This window comes from Pelomicrobium sp. G1 (assembly GCF_051905455.1).
Lineage (GTDB): Bacteria > Pseudomonadota > Gammaproteobacteria > Burkholderiales > UBA6910 > Pelomicrobium.
Genome location: NZ_JBQACR010000342.1, coordinates 1 through 274 on the forward strand (window position 1 = coordinate 1; position 274 = coordinate 274).

Below are 274 nucleotides of genomic sequence, written 5' to 3' on the forward strand. Positions count from 1 at the left end.
TCCTCGCCCTCGCCACTACCCGCCCGCGTCGGGGCGTGGGGCGCGAGCGGGTGTCCTTCCGCGAGCTTGACATAGAACAGCTCGGCAACGTTTATCAGGGCTTGCTCGAATACGAGCCGGAAGAAGCGCGCGAGACCCTCGTCGAATGCCGGGTCGCGGGCCGGGATTACGTGCTCGCGCCTGCCGAGCTCGTGAGGCTGGTGGAAGCCAAATCGCTCGCGGTGGCGGGCGAGGAGGCGATCGTCGAAGGCACGGACGCCGCGCGGTTGCATCC

Annotated in this window: 1 protein-coding gene; it reads left to right on the forward strand. The window is 68.6% G+C overall.

Annotated features, from left to right (window positions below; genetic code table 11):
- Positions 1–50 precede the first annotated feature (50 nt).
- Positions 51–274, forward strand: a 224-nt coding sequence (locus ACTFO6_RS18775) for a hypothetical protein (protein ID WP_439935875.1), incomplete at its 3' end; no start/stop codon positions are given.